General features: G+C 74.4%; 8 protein-coding genes. 4 read left to right on the top strand and 4 right to left on the bottom strand.

Annotation, left to right across the window (positions count from 1 at the left end; all coding sequences use genetic code 11):
* Positions 1–795: 795 nt before the first annotated feature.
* Positions 796–3,534 carry an FAD/NAD(P)-binding protein gene (locus PUR61_RS11340; protein WP_329878413.1) on the bottom strand — a complete coding sequence of 913 codons (2,739 nt, stop codon included), beginning with the start codon at positions 3,532–3,534 and terminating at the stop codon, positions 796–798.
* A 163-nt stretch (positions 3,535–3,697) separates the two neighbouring features.
* On the opposite strand from PUR61_RS11340, the gene PUR61_RS11335 reads away from it, so the two are divergent.
* Complete coding sequence (locus tag PUR61_RS11335; RefSeq protein WP_329878412.1) at positions 3,698–4,198, top strand: RrF2 family transcriptional regulator; 501 nt, start codon at positions 3,698–3,700, stop codon at positions 4,196–4,198.
* A gap of 99 nt (positions 4,199–4,297) precedes the next feature.
* Here PUR61_RS11335 and PUR61_RS11330 read toward each other — a convergent pair whose 3' ends face one another.
* From PUR61_RS11330 to cobF, 3 genes are all read right to left on the bottom strand, one after another.
* The gene (locus tag PUR61_RS11330) at positions 4,298–4,945 is read right to left on the bottom strand and encodes a TetR/AcrR family transcriptional regulator (RefSeq protein WP_329878410.1); all 648 of its coding nucleotides are present in this window, start codon (positions 4,943–4,945) and stop codon (positions 4,298–4,300) included.
* Positions 4,946–5,200: 255 nt separating this feature from the next.
* Positions 5,201–7,273 carry an aminodeoxychorismate/anthranilate synthase component II gene (locus PUR61_RS11325; protein WP_329878408.1) on the bottom strand — a complete coding sequence of 691 codons (2,073 nt, stop codon included), beginning with the start codon at positions 7,271–7,273 and terminating at the stop codon, positions 5,201–5,203.
* 602 nt (positions 7,274–7,875) lie between these two features.
* Positions 7,876–8,634, bottom strand: coding sequence for a precorrin-6A synthase (deacetylating) (cobF, locus tag PUR61_RS11320; RefSeq protein ID WP_329878406.1), 759 nt, complete (start codon positions 8,632–8,634; stop codon positions 7,876–7,878).
* A 264-nt stretch (positions 8,635–8,898) separates the two neighbouring features.
* On the opposite strand from cobF, the gene PUR61_RS11315 reads away from it, so the two are divergent.
* From PUR61_RS11315 to PUR61_RS11305, 3 genes are all read left to right on the top strand, one after another.
* Positions 8,899–10,341 carry a glyceraldehyde-3-phosphate dehydrogenase gene (locus tag PUR61_RS11315; protein WP_329878405.1) on the top strand — a complete coding sequence of 481 codons (1,443 nt, stop codon included), beginning with the start codon at positions 8,899–8,901 and terminating at the stop codon, positions 10,339–10,341.
* A 423-nt stretch (positions 10,342–10,764) separates the two neighbouring features.
* Positions 10,765–12,477, top strand: a complete 1,713-nt coding sequence (locus PUR61_RS11310; RefSeq protein ID WP_329878404.1) for a glycosyltransferase family 2 protein — start codon at positions 10,765–10,767, stop codon at positions 12,475–12,477.
* Between the two features lie 16 nt (positions 12,478–12,493).
* Entirely contained in the window at positions 12,494–15,652 is a 3,159-nt protein-coding gene (locus PUR61_RS11305) for an acyltransferase family protein (protein ID WP_329878403.1), read from the top strand.
* The last annotated feature ends 72 nt before the right edge of the window (positions 15,653–15,724 follow it).

Here is a 15,724-nt window from a genome sequence, read left to right as displayed (position 1 = left end):
GCGCGCTGCCGCCTCGCGGGCCGGATGCCGCGGCGGCGGTGGTGGACCTCGGGGCGCGTGGAAGCGGTCCCTTGGTGAGGCAGCGCCAGTATAAGCATGTCAGGTACACGGCATAGAGCGCTGGCCTGCGGAATGTGACTGGAGTGACAGTCGGTGCGCATCGTCGATCCCGGTCCGTACCGGACCGGATGACGTCGGATCAGGCGTGGCGCGGAGACGTGGCGCGGCCCGGAACCCTCTGGGCGCAGCGGCCCGACGGGCTCCGGCCCCCCTGGGCCGGCCCGTCGGCCGCACACTATCCCAGCCCTCCTGACCTGGGAAGCTGTCCCGCTGTCCGCGCTCTTGCGAAGGTTCCACCCATTGGTCCGATTCGCGGGATTGGGGCTCCCGGAAAGGCCGTTGACGATCTTGCGGTCGGCCGCATAGGCTCCGAGCCGGTTCGGCGCCGAACGCCCCTTCTCGACGCGGTCGGAGGCCGACCCGAATTGCGATCACGGGGGGTGACGATGATGAGCGGAATTACTGACGCCCGTTCACCGGCGGTGAATTGGGGGGACCGCGGTCCCGCCGTGCGGAGGCGCCCACGGAATGCCGTTCGCGGTGGGGGAAACGCCACCGGAAGTGCCGCGACGACACCGGCCCGGGTTCCGTGAAATCCCCCGCGCCCGAGGACGGTTGACGATCACCGCCGGCCTGTCCCCGGGCGCGTGAGGTCGGCGCGGGGGACAGGCCGGCGGTGGCCGGTGGCCGGTGGCGATCGGCGGTGGCCGGTGGCCCTGGTCGGGCCCGCGGCGGTCAGGCCGTCGGGAGGTGCCGGGGCAGCGACCGGACCCGGCGCCGGTCGAGCGGGGAGGGGCGGCGGTCGAGTCGGGTCCGCAGCAGCCGCTCCGCGTCGGCGTAGCGGCCGGCGGCGGTCAGCGCGTGGATCAGCGTCTCCTCGACCACCTCGCGCTGGGCGGCGCTCCCGCCGGCCCGGCGCAGCGTCGGCCGCAGGGCGGTCAGTGTGTCCGCGGCGTCGCCCCAGCGCTCCTCGACGACGGCCGTCATGGCGTCGCAGAGCGGCGCGATGACCTCGTGCTGCACGGGGTCGGTGTGCCACGCCGCGTGCCGCCGGAGGCGGTGCAGCCCGACCAGGTCGCCCGCGGACGCGAGAGCCATCGCGCTGTGCAGGGCGACGAAGGCCGTCGCGGGCCGTTCCAGGGACTCGCGGCCGATCGAGTCCAGCACCGCGGTGACGGGCGTCGCGCCGTGCCACCGGTCGGCCAGTCGGGCCCGCCACAGGAACGAGGCGGAGTCGACGAGCGCCCGGACGCCGCTCACCCGGGACGGCGACAGCTGGGAGTACCAGCGCTCCCGGACGGCGGACGCGTCGTCGAGGGCCAGTTCGTGCAGGCCCGCGTGCCAGGAGAAGTGGGCGTGGTGCGCGGTGCCCAGGCCGTGGCGGTCGATCCACGCGTCGAGCCAGCGGCGCCCCTCCTCGTGGTTCCCGCGTTCGTAGTGGACGTGGGTGAGGGCGTGCACGGCGTGGCCGGCGGCCGGTTCGACGCCGAGGGCCCGGTCGGCGAGCTGTTCGGCGGCCGCGAAGTCGCCCTGCTCCTGCCGGATGAAGGCGAGCAGCGAGGTGTGGAACCAGTGGCCGTCGTGCTCCGGGGCGATGCGCCCGACCAGCCGGTACGCGTAGTCCTGAAGGTCCGTCACACCCGAGAAGGCGATGGTGGGGACGGCCATGCCGAGTGCGAGCACGTCCCGGGGGTGGTCGGCGAGGTGACGCAGCAGCGCGGCGTCCCCGCCGGTGCCGCGGACCCGGTGGGCCACGACCTCGACCAGTGAGCGTTCCCGTTCGTCGCCGCGCTCGCGGACCGCGCTGCGGGCGTCGGCGAGCGCGCGGGGGACGTCCGCGGTGGCACCGCCCTCATGGCCGAGCGCGGCCAGCGCGGCGTGCGCGAGGGCGAAACCCGGGTCGAGTTCGAGGGCCCGGTGCAGTGCCTCGTCGGCGCCGGCCCGGACCGCCATGAGGAGGTCCAGGGCCGTGCGGTAGGCCTCGGCCGCCGCCGGGTCGGTGCTGAGCGGAAGCCCCATCGGGTCCGTGGGCCGGACGCCTGCGGGGCGGGTCCGGGGAGCGGTGGCCCGGGTCAGCAGGACGTCCGCGATGCGCGCGGCCTGCGTCCGGATCTCGGGTACCGCCGTGGTCTCCCAGAGTTCGCCGCGGCGGTGGGCGCCGAGCGTCCACAGGGGCGCGGGCGCCGAGGCGTCGGCGCCGAGGAGCCGTCCGTCCGGGTCCGTCGCGTACCCCATGCCCAGTGGGCCGGTGCGGGCGAGGCCGGACTCCAGGAGGCCGGTGTGCAGGGGGTCGGGGGAGCGGGCCGGATCGGTCGCCGGCCCGGTACAGTCCACCACCCAGCGGACCCGCAGGGTGCGGCCGTCGACCAGGGTGACGACGAGCCCGGTGCCCCCGGGCTCGTCCTCCCGGACGGCTGCCACCTGCCCGGCGGCGGGCCGGAACCGGCCGGCCTCCCGGAGCCGGGCGAGGGCCTCGGCGGTCGCGGGTGCCATCCGGTGCCGGCGGGTGTTCCACCGGGAGCGGTCGCGGGCGAGGAACTCGGCGCGCTCCTCGACGGAGAGGGCCGACCAGAGCCGCGCGGTCAGCGGGCGCAGACCGTCGAGGGCCGGCCGCCAGTCCCCGTGCGTGCGGACGGTGCGGCGGACGTGCCGCTGGACGGCGCGCCGCAGGTCGGCGAGAGCGAGCCCGTCCAGCGGCTCGGCAGGCGGGACGGCGGCGAGGGGGGCCACGGCGTGCGGGCTGGGCAGGTCGCCGCCGCGGGACACGGCGTGGAGGGTGCGGCCCGGACGGTCGAGGGTGAGCGCCACGTCGACGGCGGTCAGCCCGGTGCCGACGAGCAGGACGTCGCCGTCGGACGCGAGCGGCCCGGCGAGGGCGTCCGGCGCCCAGGGATCCGGGACGAACCGGGCGGAGCCGCGGAGCCCGGGGGGTGCCCAGGACTGCCGCGAGCGGAGCGGACCGGTGGCCAGGACGCAGCTGTCGGCCGTGAGTTCGGCGCCGTCGGCGAAGGTGAGCACCGTCCGGCCGCGCTGCCGGGAGAGGCCGGTCACGGTGGCCGCGACCCGGTGCACCGTGACCAGGGCGCGGGCCCGGGCCGAGGCGTCGGTGAGGGCGTCGGCGAGGTACGAGCCGAAGAGCCCGCGGGGGACGAAGTCGGCGGCGGTGGTGCGGGCGTCCGCGTGGCGGACCAGCCAGCGGACGAAGTGGGTGTCGTCCTCGGGGTAGCAACTCATGCCCCCCGCAGGGACGTTCAGCCGGTGTCGGCGGTCCCGGGTGGCGTACGCGGTGCCCGCTCCCGGGGCCGAGCCCGAGCCGGGAGCGAGGGCGGGGTCGACGAGGAGGAGGGTTAAGGGGGTGTTCCGGCGGCGGGCGGCCTCGCACAGGTGGATCGCCACGAGCGCGCCGGCGGCGCCGGCCCCGACGACCGCCACGGTGTGCCGGGTCGGGTGGGACTGGTGTGTCGGCAGGGACATCGGTTTCTCCAGCGAGCGATGTTGTCCACTAACTCGATGCACTATATGGAAGTGGAGTGACGGGGGCGTCTGATCAGGTGTCCGAGGTGTGTGGGTCGCGTGGTGATCGGATCGTGCCCGGAGCGGTGGTGTGACCGAGGGGGCGGCGTGAGAGATTGGACCCATGCGGATCTCGGCCAGGGCGGACTACGCGGTACGGGCCATGGCGGAGCTGGCTCTCCGGCCCGCCGGCCCGACGAAGGCGGAATACCTGTCGGGTGCCCAGGACATTCCGCTGCGGTTCCTCCTCTCGATCCTGCGCGAGCTGCGTCAGCACCGGCTGGTGCGCAGCGTGCGGGGCCCCGAGGGCGGCTACGCCCTGGCCCGACCCGCCGCGGAGATCACCCTCGCGGACGTCATCAGGGCCGTGGACGGCTCGCTCGCCAATGTCCGGGACCTCAGCCTCACGGGCCTCGACTACCCGGGCGCGGCGGCTCAACTGCCGGACGTCTGGCGGGCGGTGCGGGTCAGCCTGCGGCAGGTCCTGGAGCACGTCACGCTGGAGGACCTGGCCCGGGGGCAGCTTCCCGAGAGCGTCCGGGCACGGGCGCGGCAGTACGTCGAGGACGTTCGCCATCCGGTCGCCGACACCTCGGCGGCGCAGGGGCCGGGCGGTCTCGACTGAGCGTCGGCGCGGACCGGTCCGGGGCGGCGACTCGGCTTACCGGGCGGCTTGTCGAGGGGCCCAGATCGGCCCCCGGTGCGTTCGGCGCGTTCGGCGCGTTCAGCGCGTCCGGCGCGTGCCGCGGCCGAGGAGGGCCTCGGCGCCGTCGAGGGCCCGGGCGACCGTGAACGCGTAGAACGCGGTCGCGGCCTCGTCGGGAGTCTGCTGGTGGGGCGCGCGTTCCCGGGCGTCCCGGGCGTCCCGGGCGGCGGGGGCCGCGGCGCGGTCGTCCTCGGCGGCGACCAGCAGGAAGGCGCTGTTGAACAGGTAGCGGTAGACCAGGGCGGCGTCCGCGCCGAACCCGGCGCGCTCCAGGATCTGCACGCCGGTCTCGACGACGGGCAGGGCGGCCGGCACGGTCGGGCCGACGAGGCACATCCGTCGGGCGACGCCCGGATACTGCCGCATCACCGTCCGTCCGTCGAGCAGGAGCTCGGTGAACCACTGCCGCCAGGGGAGGCTCGGGTTCGGGACGGGCAGGGCGGCGACCACGGCACCGGTGACCTCCGCCACCACGGCGTCCCGGTCGCCGATGTGGTGGTAGATCACGCCCGGCCAGACGTCGAGGGCCCCCGACAGCCGGCGGATCGACCAGGTGTCCAGCCCGTGCGCCCTGGTCAGCTCCAGAGCCGCGGCGACGATCTTCTCCGCGGTGATGGGCGGGAGGCCCTCGGCCATGCGGGAGCGTCTGCGGGGGGACCGGATCATAGGGCGACCCTAGTTCAGCCCCGGAGAGTCTGGCGAGTGGTCGCACGGTGCGCGCGGGGGCTCGCCGCACCGCCCGCCGCGCCCCCCGCGACCTGGCGTTCTCGGCCTCCGGGGCGGTTCCCCCGGCCCGGTCCACCACGGGTCGTGGGCGCGCCCGGGGGAGCGCCGAGGGGGCCTGCCTGGCCGTCCCGGCAGGCGGACCTGACCGGTCCGGGAGACACGCTTCGGCCGCCGCCGGTCGCCTCCCGGCCCGCCTCAGGACGTCCTGACCGGAGCCGTCAGCAGATCGGCGAGGAGGCCGCCGAGGAGCGCGGGGCCGTTGCGGGTGAGGACGGACGCCGGGTGGAACTGCACGGAGGCGAAGTCCGGTCCGCGCAGGGCGTGGACCTCGCCGTCGACGTCGTCGCGGGAGACCAGGACGGTGCCGGGCCGCCAGATGGAGGGGAAGTCCTCGTTGTCGCAGCGGGCGGCGAAGGTGTTGTGGAAACCCACCGTCCTGGTCCGGCCGAACAGATCGATGGTGCGCCGCACGCCCCGCTGCGGCGTGGGTCTGCGGACGACCGCCAGGCCGAGCAGGGTGCAGAGCACCTGGTGGCCGAGCCCGACCGCCAGGAACGGGGTGCCGTTCGAGAGCAGCATGGCGACGGCGCCGCGGAGGTGGGCGATCCCGGGGTTGCTGCTCTGGCGGGGGTCGCCGGGGCCCGGGCCGATCATGACCAGGTCGTACCCGTCGAAGCCGGACCCAGGCAGCCCGAACCCGTCCGGCAGGTGCCGCTCCGGGTGGTGCCGCCCCGCCGCGTGCTCCTGCGGTCCGTGCTCCTGCGGCCCGAGCCCTTCCGGCCCGAGCCCTTCCGGCCCGCGGCCCGGGAGACCGGGTCCGGGCAGGCGGGGCCCGTCGGGGCGGAACGGGTGGCGGGGGTGTGCGTCGGAGCCGTGCGGATCGCCGAACCGGCTGACCTCGACGGTGGCGCCGAGGGCCGTGAGCATCTGCCGGCCCAGGGCCGTGAAGGTGTCCCCGGGGTCCAGGACGAGGACCCGGCGCCCTTCGAGCGCGGGCATCGGCTGCGCCCGTTCCCCCGGTTCCGCCTGCCAGAACGCGGCGACCGGTTCGTGCCGGGCGGCGAGGGCCCGGCGGACCGCCGTTTGCGAGCCGAGGTCGGAGGGTTCCGGCGCGCGCGCCCCCGGAGCGGGCGCGACGGTCCGCAGGGCCGAGAGCAGGTCGGCGGCCTCGATCCGCGTCCAGGCGGCCGCCGCTGCCGGGGCCGACCCGCGGACCGGGGCCGGATCGACGCGGATCCGCAGCCGCCCGGTCGCGTCGACCTCGGCGGTCCGGGCGAGGACGGCGGAGTCCAGGGCCTGGCGGCCGCGTCCGTCCCGGCCGATCAGCGCGATCACGCCGGGGTGGTGGCCCGGGCCGCCGGGCCCGTCCGGTCCGCTCGGTCCGTTCGCGTCGTCCGGGAAGGTGCGGACGGCGGGCGCGGGCGGCCGGGTCTCGTGCAGGATCGTCCGCACGTCGCGGGTGGTCCGGCCCTCGACCTGGTACTCGGTGTGGGCGAGGTGGGGCATGGTCCGCAGTCGGGGGCCGGTGATCCGGCCGCCGGCCGCACAGAGCCGGCCCGCCGTTCCGAGACCCTCGTCGACCGCGCGGTAGAGCCGGGCGGCCTCCTCCGCGCCGGTCAGGAAGGCGACGACGCCTTCGGTGGTCGGCCCGCCGGGCGGGTAGCGGTAGGTACCGCCGGCCGGGTTCAGCGCGATGGTGCCGCGGTCGAGGCCGACATGGCGCCGGGGCGAGGCGCCGAGGAGGACGCGGTCGCCCGTGTGCAGGACGAACGTCCAGTACGCACCGGGCTGTTGACCGAGCAGGCGCCGGAAGAGGGCGAGCGCGGTGGAGGGCGACCAGTCGGTGACGGTGACCGAGAAGGATCGCCCGGCGTCGGTCCGTCGCAGGGGCGCCGGGTCCTCGTCGTCGGGCTCGGTGCCCGCTCCGGTGAGGCCGACCGGTGTGCCGGGCAGCAGTCCGAGCACCTCGGCGACCGGTGCGAGGGCCTGCTCGGTGACGCGGAGCGCGGTCAGGGCGTCGCCGTCGTCGGAGGCCGTCCCGCCGGGTCCGGCGGGAAGCCGGTGGGGGAGGAGCGCGAGGACCTGGTGGCGGCCGGGCGCGTCCGCGTCCGGCACCGGCAGGTCGCCGATCCGGGCCGGGCGGCTCACCGTGCCGGTCAGCACGTCGAGGATGCCCGGGCCGGTGGTTCCGGGGCGGTGCACCAGGGCGAACGGCGGCGGCGTGGGGCCGGTGATGAGACGGAGCAGCCGTTGGGCGGTCCGGGTCATCGCCGCGTGCTTCCGGCGGTGGCGGGCGGTGCGGTCGGCGAGGAGTCTCGCGTCGGGGTCGTGGCGGAGGTGCGTGGCCCGGTGCGCGTCGGGGTCGGCGCGGTGCGTCCGACCGGTGCGGCGTGCGGGGCTGTCTGCGGGATCGTCAAGGGAGCGGTCCCTCCGGGAGGGTGGCGGCGGCGGTGGCGGGTGCCGCCCACACCCGCCCGAGCCGGACCGTGCCGCCCGGGGGCGGGACCGGTCCGCGCTGTGCCGTCGCGACGGGTGGTTCCGCAGCGACGGGCCTCGCGGCCGTGACGGGTGGTGCCACCGCGACGGGCTGAGCCGTTGCGGTGGGGGCCGGGACCGTCCGGGCCGGCACGACGGGGGTGGGCCTGGTCCGGACAGGGCTGGACAGGGAGGCCCGGACGGCATGGTCGGTGGGCCATCTGCAGCTCCTGTTGGACGCTGTATATGAAGTGAGGCTAACCTTACCTACTCGCGGTCAACAAACGTCAAGAGCTTCCCGTCCGACCCGCGCCGAAGGATCCTTCGCACACACGAACGCGCCGCCCCCGCCTTGGCGGGGACGGCGCATGACCGAACGTCAGCTCTCCCGGGCGTCAGCCCTCCGAGCGGCGGAGCAGGTAGGTGTCCATGATCCATCCCTTGCGCGCCCGGGCCTCCTCGCGCAGCTCGCTGATCCGCGGGGCGGTCTCCGCGAGCGGACCGGCGGCGAGGATCTCGTCGGGCGTGCCGAGGTAGGCGCCGTAGAAGACCTCCAGCCCCTCGGGATCGATCGCGGTGAAGGCGGCGCGCCCGTCGAGCATCACCACCACGTCGTCCACGCCCTCCGGGAAGCCCTCGGCGAGCCGGCGGCCGGTGGTGATCTGCACCGGGCGGCCGACCCGGGTCAGCGTGGTGCGGTGCCGGGCGGCGAGTGCCGAGACGCTGCTGATCCCCGGGACCACCTCGTAGCCGAACGCCGCGCCGCCGCGGGCGAGGACCTCGTCGATCACGGCGATGACGCTGTCGTAGAGGCTCGGATCGCCCCAGACCAGGAACGCGCCGGTCTCGTCCGGGCCGAGGTGCTCGGCGACCAGCCGCTCGACCAGGTCGGCCCGGCGGCTGCGCCAGTCCTCCACGGCCGCCGCGTACGCGGGGGTGGTGCGGTCCCGCTCCGCGTCCGAGACGCCGACCACGCGGTGGCCGGGCCGGCCGTGCTCGGCGAGGATCTGCCGGCGCAGCCGGATCATGTCCTGTCGTTCCTCGTTCTTGTCGAGGATGAAGAAGACATCGGTGCGGGCCAGGGCCTTGGCGGCCTGGAGGGTCAGGTGGTCGGGGTCGCCCGCACCGATGCCGATGACGAAGATGTGCTGCATGACAGCGATTGTGCCGTCCGGCCGGTCCGGTCGACCGCCGGGGGCGGCTCCGGAGGTGCGCTCCGGGAGGCCCCCGGACGGTGCCCGGAGGTCGCTCCCGGGGGTGGCGCCGCGGGTGTTCCGGCCGGTGCCGCGGGTGGGTTTCGGGGGGCTCCGGGGGCGGGTGGGGAGGGTGGGGCGGAAGGGCGCCCCGGGGCCCGTTTCGTTGACCGGGCGGGGCCGGAGCTAGCATGTGAACACCCTCCTAGCTCGAAAGATGGACTTGTGACTGTCAACGACGACGTGTTCACGGACTGGAAAAACCGCGAGGAGATCGCGGAGTCGATGATTCCGATCATCGGCCGACTGCACCGGGAGCGGGACGTCACCGTCCTGCTGCACAGCCGCTCCCTGGTGAACAAGTCGGTGGTCAGCATCCTCAAGACCCACCGGTTCGCCCGCCAGATAGCCGGCGAGGAGCTCTCGGTCACCGAGACGCTGCCCTTCCTCCAGGCGCTCACCGCGCTCGATCTCGGCCCCTCCCAGATCGACATCGGAATGCTCGCCGCCACCCACCGCGCCGACGGCCGCGGCCTCTCGGTGGAGCAGTTCACCGCGGAGGCGGTCGCCGGTGCCACCGGGGACAACAAGATCGAGCGCTTCGGCTCGCGCGACGTCGTGCTCTACGGCTTCGGCCGCATCGGCCGCCTGGTGGCGCGCCTGCTGATCGAGAAGGCCTCCGGCAACGGTCTGCGGCTGAAGGCGATCGTCGTCCGCCGGGGCGGTGACCAGGACATCGTGAAGCGCGCCTCGCTGCTGCGGCGCGACTCGATCCACGGCCAGTTCCAGGGCACCATCACCGTCGACGAGGCGAACGACACGATCGTCGCCAACGGCAACGCGATCAAGGTGATCTACGCCGACGACCCGTCCCAGGTCGACTACACGGCGTACGGGATCAACGACGCGATCCTGATCGACAACACCGGTAAGTGGCGCGACCGCGAGGGCCTGTCGAAGCACCTCCGCCCCGGCATCGACAAGGTCGTGCTGACCGCCCCGGGCAAGGGCGACGTGCCCAACATCGTGCACGGCGTGAACCACGACACGGTCAAGCCGGACGAGCAGATCATCTCCTGCGCGTCCTGCACCACCAACGCGATCGTGCCGCCGCTGAAGGCGATGGACGACGAGTACGGCGTGCTGCGCGGCCACGTGGAGACGGTCCACTCGTTCACCAACGACCAGAACCTGCTGGACAACTACCACAAGGCCGACCGCCGCGGCCGCTCGGCGCCGCTGAACATGGTGATCACCGAGACCGGTGCCGCCTCCGCCGTCGCCAAGGCGCTGCCGGACCTCAAGGCGAAGATCACCGGCAGCTCGATCCGGGTGCCGGTGCCGGACGTCTCGATCGCGATCCTCAACCTGCAGCTGGCGCGCGAGACCAGCCGCGAGGAGGTCCTGGAGTACCTCCGCGAGGTGTCGCTGACCTCGTCGCTGAAGCGCCAGATCGACTTCACCACCGCGCCCGACGCGGTGTCGAACGACTTCATCGGCTCGCGTCACGCCTCGATCGTCGACGCCGGCGCCACCAAGGTCGAGGGCGACAACGCGATCCTCTACCTGTGGTACGACAACGAGTTCGGCTACTCCTGCCAGGTCATCCGGGTCGTCCAGTACGTCTCCGGCGTGGAGTTCCCGACCTTCCCCGCTCCGGCGGTCTGATCGACGAGTGCGACCCCCGTGGGGCGGCGACCGGTTCTCCGGTCGCCGCCCCACTGTCGTTCGCCACCCCCCGCCCCGCCCGGGCCGTGGGTCCGTCCGGGCCCGCCCCGCCCAGGCCGTGGGTCCGTCCGTCCGGTGTCCGTGTACACGCGTTCCGCGTCTGTGGCAATCGTGTGTCGCAGGGGGCCGAGAGAGGCGCGTGGGGCGGTTTCCGGCCTGGCCGAACGGCCCTTCGAGGGCGTGTCCGCAGGGATGTTGGAGGACTGTTAACCCTCCTGTGGCCTGCTGCTTTACGGGCGGGGGTGGGCTGGTCGGTCTAGTGGGGCAGGGGTGAGGTCCGGCCGTCGGACGAGTGGGCGAATGGTCTATACCAATGGGGTACTGTGACCGTGGAGCTGTCAGAAACACGGCTGTGGGGGCCATATGACTGTCCAAGAGATTCCGCCTGTTCGGACGGGGCTTACCGAGCCCGTCGGGCACCTTCCTCAACCTCCTTCGGATCAGGAGCTCTACTGGTACTTCGGACCACAGCGCCGTTGGGTGCTGGTCGCCACCTCGGCCGCGTTCGTCTTCACGGCCGGGACGATGTTCACGTTCGCGCTGCGGACGCCCGCACTCTGGATCTTCCTCGCGGTACTGGCGCTGAACGTGGTGGCGCTGGTCCTCTCCTCCTTCAACAGCCTGCGCAGCCGCCGGCTCACCCGGCAGTCGCACGAAGTCCTCGTGCACGCCTGGGACCCGGACGAACTGCCCACCGTCGACCTCTACCTGCCCACCTGCGGTGAGCCGTTGGACATCCTGGAGAACGCCTACCGGGCGGTCTCCGCGGTCGACTGGCCCGGCGCGCTGACCGTCTGGGTGCTCGACGACGGCGACCGGCCCGAGGTGGCCGCGCTCGCCGCCGCCCACGGCTACGAGTACGTGGTGCGCCCCGACCGGGGCCACCTCAAGAAGGCCGGCAACCTCAACCACGCGCTCACGCTCAGCAAGGCGGAGTTCATCGCGATCCTGGACGCGGACTTCGCGCCCAGGCCCGACTTCCTGCGCCACCTCGTCCCGTACTTCGCGGACCCGCGGACCGGCATCGTCCAGAGCCCGCAGTGCTTCGACACCGACGAGACGATGGGGTGGATCCAGCGCTCCGCCGGCGCCGCGCAGGAGTGGTTCTTCCGCTGGATCCAGCCGTCCCGGGACGCCAGCGACGCCGCCATCTGCTGCGGCAGCAACGCCGTCTACCGGCGCGCCGCCATCGACGCGGCCGGCGGCTTCGCCCGCCTCGACCACAGCGAGGACCTCTTCACCGGCCTCGGCCTGTACGCCAAGGGCTACCGCACCCTCTACGTGCCGGTGCTGGTCGCCAAGGGCACCTCGCCCGACAACCTCGCCTCCTTCGTCAACCAGCAGTACCGCTGGGCGATGGGCAACCTGCACCTGCTCGGCTCGCCCGAACTCAAGCGGATCGGCGCACCCTGGCGGATGCGGCTCTGCTTCTACGAGGGCATCGTCGGCTACCTCGCCGCCGCCGTGAACATCTTCGTCGCGCCACTGCCGCCGCTGGTGATGATGTTCTGGTACCCGGACCAGATCCGGCCCTGGCACGTCCTGCCGATGCTCGCGCCGCTCTGGCTCTGGCACGTCCTGCTGCCCAGGGTCAGCCGTACCCGCTGGCGGATCGAGGTGATCCGCTCCAACGTGCTGATGAGCGCCGCCGCCGGCGCCGCGTTCTGGCACACCCTGCGCGGCCGCAGCGCCGCCTGGGTGCCCACCGGCGCGGGCAAGGCCAAGCCCGGCGGACTGGCCAGGCAGGTCGTGCTGGTCTCGCTGGCCTGGCTGATCGCCTCGCTCGGCGCCGGCGCGGCCGGGCTCGCCCTGGCCGTCGCCCACTACGGATGGGAACCCAACTGGGGCCTCGGCCTTTACCTCGCGGTCCAGGCGCAGATCGGCGTACCGCTGATCCGGGACCTGGTGGGCGAGATCAGGGGGGACGCCCGAAGCAGTGCGTCGTCCGCACCCACGAGCCGCGTCGGCATGCTCCCCCGGCGCTGGCCGGAGGGGCTGGCCGCCACCGCCACGCTCGTGCTCACCGCTCTGCTCGCCTCCGGCTGGGTCCGCCCGATGCTGCCCTGGCTGGGTTGAAAGGTCGTCACCACCCATGGAAACGCCCGCGGTTCCGGAACTCCGTCCGGATGCCTACACCATTCCCGGCCCGCCGCCCGGCGGCGCCGGAGCCCCGGGGGCCGTCTCCCGGGGCGCCGTCTCCCGGGGTTCCGATGCCCCGGGCCCGGCGCCCCGGCCGGGCTTCCGGCCCGACATCGAGGGCCTGCGCGCGGTCGCGGTCCTCGCCGTCCTCGCCTTCCACGCCTCCGTCCCCGGCCTGGCCGGCGGCTTCGTCGGCGTCGACGTCTTCCTGGTCATCTCCGGCTACCTGATCACCGGCCTGCTGGTGCGCGAGGCCGTCACCAACGGCCGCATCCGGCTCGGGGAGTTCTTCTCCCGCCGGGCCCGGCGCCTGCTGCCGTCCGCCGCCATCGTGCTCGCCGCGGTCGCGCTGGTCGGCGCCTGGCTCACCGTCCCGCTGCGCCGAGCCGACCTGGAGCACGACGTCCTCGCGGCGGCGCTCTCCGTCGCCAACTGGCGGTTCGTCGCCCAGCAGACCGACTACCTGGCGGCCGGCCGCGACGAGAGCCCGCTGCTGCACTTCTGGTCGCTCGCCGTCGAGGAGCAGTTCTACCTCTTCTGGGGGCCGCTGCTCGCGCTCACCTGCTACCTGGTGCTCCGGGTGGTCCGCAAGGGCCGACCCGACGGCCGCGGCCGGTCGGTCCGGCCCGTGGCGGCCGTGATCGCGGCCGTCCTGACCGTCGGCTCCTTCGCGCTCTCGCTGCACTGGACGCAGGACTCCGTCTCGCTCGCCTACCTCGGCACGCCCTCCCGCGTCTGGCAGTTCGGGGTCGGCGCCCTGCTCGCCCTGCTGCCCTGGCACCTGCTGCGCGGGCCGCGGTCGCTGCGCCTGCTCGTCGGGTGGGGCGGTGCGCTGGCCGTCGTCGGCTGCGTGCTCGCCTACGACCACACCACCCCGTACCCGGGCGTCGCCGCGCTCGTCCCGACCCTCGGCACCGCCGCCGTGATCCTGGCGGGGACGCCCGACCGGGCCGGTGCCACCGCCGTCCTCGGTGTGGACCGGGTGCTCGGCACCCGCGTGCCGCGCGCCCTCGGCCGGCTCTCCTACAATCTCTACCTCTGGCACTGGCCGGTCCTGGTCCTCGCCGGCGCGCAGTTCGGCGCCCTCGGCTGGCCCGTCAAGGTGGCGCTCACCGCCGCCGCCGCGCTGCCCGCCGCCGCCGTCATGCGCTGGGTCGAACGGCCGCTCCGCCGCAGCCGGACCGTCTCCGAACTCCCTCGCCGGGGGCTCTCGTTGGGGCTCACCGCGGTCGTCGTCCCGGTGATGCTGGCGCTGGTCGTCGGCACCGGGACGCTGCGCCTGCTCGGCCCCGCCTCTCCCGTCGACCTCCAGGGCCTGCCGCCCGGCTCGCCCGACGGCACCTCGTTGCTGGTGCGCACCGCCGCCCCGCCGAAGGGCGGCCCGGCGGTGGTCCCGGACGCCGTCCAGGCCCGCAAGGACTTCCCGCCGGACGGCGAGTGCGAGGTGGCGCCGGCCGCCACCACCAGCCCCGACTGCCGGTTCGGCGTGGTGGACAGCCCGGACCGGATCGTGCTGCTCGGCGACTCGCACGCCGGCCAGTGGTTCTCCGCGCTGCTCGCCATGGCCGCCGAACGGCGCTGGGCGCTGGAGGAGTTGGTCAAGCAGGGCTGCCCGCTCCCGGAACTCGACGTGATCAACCCGCAGTTGGGTCGCCCCTACCGGGAGTGCGACACCTGGCGGGACAACGCCCTGGCCCGGCTCAAGGAGGGCCCCAAGCCCCGGCTGATCGTCGTCTCGACCCTCAACCGCTACACCGACGACCGTCAACTCCTGCTCCGGGGCTGGGAGAAGACCTTGACGCCGCTGCGCGAGCTGGGCGTGCCGATCGTCTACCTGCGCGACACCCCGATCCCCGGGACCGACGTTCCGGCCTGCATCTCCGGCCACACCGACGACCCGGCCACCTGCGAGTTCTCCCGCGACCGGGCCCTGTGGGCCGACCCGCTGGCCGACGAGATCGCCGCCGGCCGGCTGCCCGGCGTGCAGTCGGTCGAGGTCAACTCGGTCATCTGCCCCGGCAACGGGCGGAGTTGCCCGGCCGTCCTGGAGCGCATCCTGCTCTACCGGGACGACACGCACCTGACCAACGTCGCGGCGGTCGTCCTGACTCCGCGACTGGAGCGGCTGCTGGTCGAGGCGGGCGCACTGCCCGCCAGGGGCGCCGCTCCCGGCGGGTCCGGCGGCCCGGGCACCCCGGTGGGTCCGGACGGATGGACCCACCTGCTCCGGGACGACTTCGACGGTCAGGCCGGCAGCCGCCCCGACACCGCCAACTGGCAGTACGACCTGGGCACCTGCTACCCCGGCTGCCCGGCCCCGCAGTGGGGCACCGGCGAGATCGAGACGATGACCGACTCGACCGACAACGTGCGCCTCGACGGCAAGGGCGCGCTGGAGATCGTGCCCACCCGGGACGCGAACGGCCGGTGGTCCTCGGGCCGGATCGAGTCCCGTCGCGCCGACTTCGCGCCGCCGCCCGGCGGAGTGCTGCGGATCGAGGCCTCGCTCGCACTGCCCGACGTCACCGGCCCCGCCGCCGCCGGGTACTGGCCCGCGTTCTGGACCCTCGGCGCCGAGCTGCGCAACGGGTACACCGGCTGGCCGGCCATCGGCGAGCTGGACGTGATGGAGCAGGTCAACGGCCGGGACACGGTCTTCGGCACGATGCACTGCGGTGTCCTCGACGGGGGACCCTGCCAGGAACCCCGGGGTCTCGGCTCGGGCGACCAGCCGTGCGGCGCGGACTGCCGCACCGGCTTCCACCGGTACGCGGTCGAGGTCGACCTCACGGCCGGCGCCGAACAGGTCCGCTGGTACCTCGACGGCCGCGAGTTCCACCGGGTGGCGGCCGCGCAGATGGACCGCGCGACCTGGGACAGGGCCGTCAACCACGGGCTGTTCCTGATCCTGAACGTCGCCGTCGGCGGCAACCTCCCCGCCGCCTTCGGCGGCACCCCCGGCCCGGCGACGGAACCTGGCCACCCGATGCGGGTCGACTACGTCGCCGTCTCGGCGAAGGCGGGCCCCGTGTCGGGCACGACGGCCGGTGCGGGAACGGGTGCGGGAACGGCCGCAGGAGCGGGCGCGACCGCGGGCGCGGCCAAGCCGTAGTCCGTACGGCGCGAGTGACCGGCCCGGGCCGGGGAGCCACGTGCTCCCCGGCCCGGGCCGCGTCCGGTGGCG

It is taken from the genome of Streptomyces sp. BE20, from assembly GCF_036322525.1.
GTDB lineage: Bacteria > Actinomycetota > Actinomycetes > Streptomycetales > Streptomycetaceae > Kitasatospora.
Note: the sequence above shows the minus strand (reverse complement) of the source record. Positions and strands in the feature narration are given on the sequence as shown.